The 6,908-nt window shown below is 67.9% G+C and carries 8 protein-coding genes; 3 read left to right on the top strand and 5 right to left on the bottom strand.

What is annotated here, in order from left to right; translation table 11 throughout:
* From ON27_RS30010 to ON27_RS30000, 4 genes are all read right to left on the bottom strand, one after another.
* The coding region (locus ON27_RS30010; protein ID WP_043735228.1) for a heavy metal translocating P-type ATPase at positions 1-2,261 on the bottom strand (2,261 nt) is incomplete at its 3' end.
* A gap of 5 nt (positions 2,262-2,266) precedes the next feature.
* Positions 2,267-3,073, bottom strand: coding sequence for a DMT family transporter (locus tag ON27_RS30005; RefSeq protein WP_051047114.1), 807 nt, complete (start codon positions 3,071-3,073; stop codon positions 2,267-2,269).
* A gap of 18 nt (positions 3,074-3,091) precedes the next feature.
* Positions 3,092-3,217: a hypothetical protein gene (locus tag ON27_RS45440; RefSeq protein WP_280410936.1), complete on the bottom strand. Its 126-nt coding sequence runs from the start codon at positions 3,215-3,217 to the stop codon at positions 3,092-3,094.
* Positions 3,218-3,520: 303 nt separating this feature from the next.
* The gene (locus ON27_RS30000; protein ID WP_245560335.1) at positions 3,521-3,733 is read right to left on the bottom strand and encodes an SHOCT domain-containing protein; all 213 of its coding nucleotides are present in this window, start codon (positions 3,731-3,733) and stop codon (positions 3,521-3,523) included.
* A 361-nt stretch (positions 3,734-4,094) separates the two neighbouring features.
* Between ON27_RS30000 and ON27_RS29990 the strand changes: the two genes are divergently transcribed.
* A complete protein-coding gene (locus ON27_RS29990) occupies positions 4,095-4,670 on the top strand; it encodes a TetR/AcrR family transcriptional regulator (RefSeq protein WP_043735224.1) in 576 nt (191 codons plus the stop codon).
* Positions 4,671-5,375: 705 nt separating this feature from the next.
* Here the strand turns inward: ON27_RS29990 and ON27_RS29985 are convergent.
* Positions 5,376-5,690, bottom strand: a complete 315-nt coding sequence (locus ON27_RS29985; protein WP_043735221.1) for a hypothetical protein — start codon at positions 5,688-5,690, stop codon at positions 5,376-5,378.
* Between the two features lie 9 nt (positions 5,691-5,699).
* On the opposite strand from ON27_RS29985, the gene ON27_RS45000 reads away from it, so the two are divergent.
* A complete protein-coding gene (locus ON27_RS45000; protein ID WP_245560333.1) occupies positions 5,700-6,245 on the top strand; it encodes an MMPL family transporter in 546 nt (181 codons plus the stop codon).
* A partial coding sequence (locus tag ON27_RS44995) for an MMPL family transporter (RefSeq protein ID WP_245560331.1) occupies positions 6,245-6,908 on the top strand: 664 nt, incomplete at its 3' end. The genes ON27_RS45000 and ON27_RS44995, both read left to right, overlap by 1 nt.

Raw genomic sequence — 6,908 nt, 5'->3', positions numbered from 1 at the left:
ATTTTGCTCAGCGTGCCGCGGCCGATGTGCAGGGCGGTGGGCACGTCGAGCGGGTCGGAGCGCATGAGCACGACGTCGGCGGTTTCGATGGCGACGTCGGTGCCGGCGCCGATGGCGATGCCGAGGTCGGCTTGGGCGAGGGCGGGGGCGTCGTTGACGCCGTCGCCGACCATGGCGACCTGGCGGCCGCTGCTTTGTAGTTCGGCGATCTTGGCGGCTTTGTCGCCGGGCAGTACTTCGGCGATGACGGTGTCGATGCCGAGCCGCTCGGCGATGCGTTTCGCGGTGGCTTCGTTGTCGCCGGTGAGCATGACCACCTCGACGCCGAGATCGTGCAGCGCGGCGACGGCCGCCGGTGAGGTTTCGCGGGGCGCGTCGGCGATGCCGATGATCGCTGCGGCCTTGCCGTCCACGGCGGCGATCACCGCGGTGCGTCCGGTGGCGGCCAGTTCGTCGCGGCGTGCGGCCAGCGCGCCGAGGTCGATGCCCTCTCGTTCGGCCAGCCGCCGGTTGCCGACGACGACACGGTGGCCCTCGGCCTCGGCGATCGCACCGTGGCCGGGGACATTCTCGAACTTTTCGGCCCGAACCTGATCGATCCCTGCGTTTTCCGCGTAGCGGACGACGGCCTGGGCGAGGGGGTGTTCGGATTCGCGTTCCACCGCGGCGACCAGGCGCAGCACTTCGGCTTCGCCGATGCCGTCGGTGATGACGTCGGTGACCTCGGGTTCGCCCTTGGTGAGGGTTCCGGTCTTGTCCATCACCACCGTCTGGATTCGGGCCGAAGTTTCCAGTGCCATCGCGTTTTTGAACAACACACCGCGTTTCGCGCCGAGCCCGGTGCCGACCATGATCGCGGTGGGGGTGGCCAGCCCGAGGGCGTCCGGGCAGGTGATGACCACCACTGTGATCGCGAACAGGATCGCCGCCGAGAACGGGCGATCGGACAACAGCAGCCAGGCCGCCAGCGTGCCGCCACCACCGATCAGCGCGACGAACACCAGCCAGAACGCCGCCTTGTCGGCCAGACGCTGGCCCGGGGCCTTCGAATTCTGGGCTTCCTGCACCAGTTGCACGATCTGCGCCAGCGCGGTGTCCGCGCCGACCTTGGTCGCGCGCACCCGCAAGGTGCCGTTGGAGTTGATGGTGGCGCCGATGACCGCCGAGCCGGGGGCCTTGGTCACCGGCAGGCTCTCGCCGGTGACCATCGACTCGTCGACCTCGCTGTCACCGTCGGCCACGACCCCATCGACGGCGATCTTCGCGCCCGGGCGCACCAGCAGCAGATCACCGACCGCGACCTCGGCGGTGGGGATCTCGACAGGTCCGCCGTCGCGCAGCACCAGCGCCTTCGGCGGGGCGAGGTCGAGCAAGGTGCGGATGGCGTCGTTGGCGCCGCCGCGGGCGCGCATCTCGAACCAGTGCCCCAGCAGCACGAACGCGGCCAGCACGGTGGCAGCCTCATAGAACACTTCACCGCCGCCGGTCAACGTGATCACCAGTGAGTACAGCCAACCCGAGCCGATCGCGACCGCGACCAGCACCATCATGTCCAGCGTGCGGGCTCGCAGGGCCCGCACGGCGCCGTCGAAGAAGATCCACGACGAGTAGAAGATGACCGGCAAGCTCAGCAACAACGCCCAGATGTCCTCGCGCAGACCGAACGGAACCGGCACGTCCAGGCCCAGCACGTCGCGGCCGATGGGCGACCAGATCACGATCGGGATCGAGAACACCAACGCGACCAGGAACCGGTTGCGCATGTCGGCCACCATGGCTGCCATCGACATACCGGCATGCCCACCGTGGCCCATCGCCTCATGCGGGGAACGCAGGGCGCCGGCACCGGCCGGGTGCTCGGTGTGAGCAGGGGTCGTGATGGTGTGGCCGACATCGTCGATGGGCTCCGTGGTCGCCAGCCGACCGGCATGTCCGGCGTGGATGTGGTGCGCGTCGTCGGTGGGTGGGTCCGGTTCGGTCAGGGGGTCGCAGATGTGGACGGGCACCGACCGTCCGGCGCAGTGGTAACCGCATTCGATGACCCAATCCCGCAGCGCGGCAACCGAAGTGAGCGTCTGGTCATAGACCACGGTCGCGGTCTGGGCCACGGGGTTGACTTCTACGTGATGCACGCCAGAGCGACGAGCCAACCGGGCGGCCACGACGTTCTGCTCGGAGGCGAACAGCAGGCCACGCACATCGAGCACGGCGGTGGCGCGTTCCTTCGGCGGGTGTAGATGGCTATCAGAATGGGTTGTCACGGGGGTCACTCCTCCAGAGTCCGGTAGTCGACAGTATCGGTTGCGAACAGAGTTTCGGCGCGGGATGGGCGGGCGGCGCGGGCCACGACCGCCAGACCGGCCACCACGATGACGTCGCCGATCACGCCGGCGCGGGTGATCGGCTCATCGAGCACCACCACCGCGAGGATCACCCCGACGACGGGAACCAGCAGCGTCCACGTCGTGACCGTGGTGAGCGAGGCCCGGCGCAGCTCACCGAACCACAGCAGGTACGGCAGGGCGGTTGCCGCCAGCGCGAGTACTGCCAGGGTGAGCGTGAATCGACTGCTCCACGCGATCGTAGTGGGCGGTCCCTGGGCCACGCACGCGATTCCCGCCAGCACGGTGCCACCGAGCAAGAACTGCCAGGCACCCAACGCCAGCAAATCGATGCTGGACAACCGCCGCGCCAGCAGGGCACCCACCGCGATGCCAAACGCTGCCAACAGCGCCAGACCAGCACCACGACCACCACCCGACGGCGCCGCGACGATCACCAGGCCACCGAAACCGACAGCGACACCGGTGATCTCGACCAACCGCGGCCGCTCACCGAATAACCACCACGCGGGCAGCACCACCAACAGCGGTGCCGAGTTGCTCAGCACCGCCGCCACCCCGGTCGTGACGCCGGTGATGCTGGTGAACATCGCACCGAACGCCACCGTCACATTCAGCAACGCCAGCACCCCGATCAGCGACCACACGGTAGCGTCTCGCGGAACCAACAGCACCACACGCCCGGCCACCACGGAGGCGACCAGGGCCCGCAGCGCCGCGAACCACAACACGGGCGTATCGCCGACACCCTACATGATCAACGTGAAGCACGATCCCCACGTCACCACCACGATCAGCATCCGCGACGGTCGCGCGACGGCCCGACCGGCCGAGATCGGCAAGCCTGCCGTGGCGGTGCGATGATCTTCGCGCATCGATGCGTCCTTCCCGATGTGGAACACCGAGCAGTCGACCACGATCAAATGGGTGGGCTGCAGGTGCCGTTTCCGATGCCGAGGTCAGGGGGATCGAATCGCGCGCAGCGCTCGGTCGCCGGAAGCCACTCCGCGCAGGGCCGGGACCTCGTCGAATGCGTGAGCGCCTCCGTCTACGAGCAGTCAGCGGTGGCGTAGCCGCCATCGCCGGCGCGAAACTCTGCGCGCTGCCAGAGGGTTGGAGCGGAGCGGTCTGCGCCGGGTGGATTGTCATGGCGCCCTCCCAGTACTATTCGGCCCTTACTACGCGTCGCCGCCGCTCTTCGTACCTGGGCCGGAGCCGATATCGCCGCGCAGTGTAGCCAGTCGCTGGTGGTATTCGTCGGCATCGATCTCGCCGCGGGCGAATCGCTCGGCCAGCACCTGCTCCCCACTGGGCCGCACGATCGGCGCGCCGCCGACCGGAGCGGGCGGCTGGGCCAGGTAACGGACCGTGAGAATCACCCCGACGATCACCAGCGCCAGAACAACACCATCGCGACCGTCATGAGCCCGTATCCCACCCGCTCATCCCGTCGCCGCCATACCAGAACATCATCGTGCAGTCCTCGATCGATGCGAACTCACCGCTGTCGTCGCGACATCCCCATGCCGCTGTCGTGTCGGCGGTGGCGAGCGATCCGTACTCCTTACGGTCCGCATCGCTGAGCGCGGCCGGTAGAGACAAGATGCCCTTCCGGCGCCTCCGAAGGTCGCTACCCCCGGCGGGTAGCACGGAGCAGACTATCCCACCGCTTGTCGATAGGCGACAGTCCGCCGCGCAAGCGACGTTCTGTCGCATGGAGAAACGCGGGTATGGCCTGGATATACTCCGATCGTGCCCAAGCTGTGGAACGACACGATAATCGCGCATCGCCAGGCTGTGCGAGACGCGTTGCTGGATACCACAGCGGAGCTTGTCCGCGAGCACGGGCTCGCGGCGGTGACTATGACCCAGGTCGCGGAGGCTACCGGCATCGGCCGGGCGACGTTGTACAAGTACTTCCCGGATGTCGAGTCGATGCTGACGGCCTGGCATGAACGCCGTATCGCTGGACATCTGCAGCAGCTGGCGGAGATCGCCGCGCGGGGCGGCGACGCCGGCCAGCGGCTCGAGAAAGTACTGAGCGCCTACGCCATGATCGATTACACCCATCATCACGGGGATTTGGCGCCCGCGTTGCATCAGGGTGGGCACGCGGTCCGAGCGCAGCGCCATCTGCACGAGTTGGTGCGAGATTTGCTGGTGGAGGCTGCGACCGCGGGTGTCGTCCGGCGCGACGTGCCTGCCGAAGAGCTCGCACAGTACTGCCTCTCGGCGTTGTCGGCTGCCGGCTCACTTCGGTCGAAGGCCGCAGTGCGCCGTCTGGTCATGGTCACGCTGACGGGTCTGCCATCCAGGGGCGCTGGTTAGCTCGCGATAACCGGAACGCGGTGTCGTCGGGTGAGGACGATCCTCCTGATGGGCGCCACGGGCTGTGCTGCGCACTTCATCACCTCGCACGGGAGTGGGAGCCGAGCTGACGGTGTTCGCCGGTGCGCATCGGGCGTCGAATGACCAAGTGGCGTGGACGCAACACTTATCGCGGATGCAAGCCCCACTGCGGGCGCCTGCGGCGCCCTATGGCCCGGTTGATGTCCACCTGAGGGTGGAACATGACTGCTGTCTGGATTCCTCCCGCCGGGCATATGCCTTTCCGGGCCGTGCCGGCCACCACCGGCGAGCATCATCACGACGCTGGCGATCGCCAGGACCGCAACGGCGATCGCACTGATGATCACCTATCGTGGTATATCACCACGGCCGCTTGCCGTGGTCGATGACGTGGGTATTTTGTTCGTACCTCCCTCCGAGCCGGACAATAATGCGTCTGCACCGATTCTCTTTTCTATACATAGTGTCCTGTGCAAGGCAGCTCGTATTGTCGTTGTTAACTGCTGATGTGCCGAAGCTGTGGCGTGAGACTGTGACTGCCCACCGCCACGGGGTAGGCGAGGAATCCTCGATGCAACGTGGGCGCTGGCGAACAAGCGCGGATCCACTTGGTGATGATGTCCGACATCGCCGACCAGTCGGCTTGTCGTCCCGCCTGTCGTTCGGGTCGGGAAGCGTGGATCCCTAGGCTGTGACCGCGGTGTGCAACTGCCGCTTCGACCGTGTCGGCCACCGGCGGTGGTCGGCGTCGATGACGTAAGCGTGGGTGTGTCGGTAGAAGCGGTCGTCCACGCGTACGGCGTCGGTCATCCGGGCTGGGTCGATGGTGCCGACCTCGTGCAGGTGAGTCAGCACCTCGGGATCGTGGCGCGGCCACAAGCGCAGCGCCACAGTGATTCCCGCTGCGGCAACCACAGCTGATATGTAGGCGTGTTCTGTCAAGTGGCAGGTGAAAGCGGCGACGGTGGTGAGCCATCCGGTGATCGGGTGGGTGAGCAACCAGGCCAGATGCGAGAGCGAGAACTGTGCGCCGAAGAGGGCGGGGCGGTCGGCCGGCTGAGACGAGCGCAGTGCGCGACCGTCGCTCGTGATCTGCAGGACGCCATCCGCGCTGGCAGCGACGACGCCGTGCGGGTCGGGGTGACCGGGTACTCGGCGGTGCAGAACGCGGCCACCGAATTACAGAACGCCGACTTGTCCCGCGCCGAGATGATCGGTATCCCCGTCGCCCTGGTCCTGCTCGTGGCCGCGCTCGGCGCCCTGGCTGCCGCGGCGGTGCCGATCGGTGTCGCCATCGCGGGCCTGCTGGCCGCGGTCGGGGCGTTGTTCGCGCTCACCGCGATCACCGCGTTCGATTCGCTGACCGTGGCCACGGCGACCATGATCGGCCTGGGGGTCGGCATCGACTACGCGATGTTCATCGTCAGCCGCTTCCGCGAAGAACTCACCCATCACGGCGTCGCCAGCCGTGGCGACCACGACGCCATCGCCGCCGCCGTCGGCCGGTCCCTGGCTACCGCGGGTAAGACGATCCCGTCTCGGGGCTGGTGGTGATGATCTCGCTGTGCGCGCTGATCGTCATGCAAGCACCCATCTTCCGCGGCATCGCCATCGGTGTGGCCACCGCCGTCACCAGCATGCTCCTCGTCGGCATCACCCTGCTACCCGCTCTGCTCGCCGCCCTCGGCCCCGCCATCAACCGCGGCGCGCTCCCGAAACGCTGGCGGCCCGCCGACACCAACCCCGTCGCCGCCGACACCCGGCCGGGACGATGGGCGCGCTGGGCCTATCTCGTCATGCGCCGGCCCGTCCTGTTCGGCACGGCCGCGATCGCGGTGCTCATCGTGGCCGCGCTGCCGGTCTTCGGGATCCGCTACGGCCTGGACATGGGTACCACCGCCCTCGACGACACCCCCACCGGCCGCGCCACCACCGCGCTGACCACCAACTTCCCCGCCGGGGCACTCGCACCGGTCGAAATCATCGCCACCGGCCCCGCCGACACCCCGCTCACCCCCGCCGCCGCAACACAGGTCAACGGGTTCCTCGCCGAGATCGGCCGCGACACCCGCATCGACACCGTGCTCCCCGCGCAGGTCGGCGACGGACGCGTGCTCGCGATGGCGATCCCGGCGGTGACGTTCGACTCGATGGCCGCCACCGACCTCATCCGCAACCTCCGCACCAGCGCCGCCGCCACCGACGCCGCAGCGGGAA

Source organism: Nocardia asiatica NBRC 100129 (assembly GCF_000308415.1).
In the GTDB taxonomy this organism is placed as follows: Bacteria; Actinomycetota; Actinomycetes; order Mycobacteriales; family Mycobacteriaceae; genus Nocardia; species Nocardia asiatica.
The sequence above is the reverse complement of the archived record's forward strand: the minus strand, read 5'-3'. Positions and strand labels throughout refer to the sequence as shown.

What these genes read in the sequence shown, in the direction of transcription:
- ON27_RS45440 (WP_280410936.1), bottom strand. Translation starts at nt 3,217, where the DNA reads ATGCGCGAAGATCATCGCACCGCCACGGCAGGCTTGCCGATCTCGGCC.
- ON27_RS45000 (WP_245560333.1), top strand. Translation starts at nt 5,700, where the DNA reads ATGCGAGAGCGAGAACTGTGCGCCGAAGAGGGCGGGGCGGTCGGCCGG.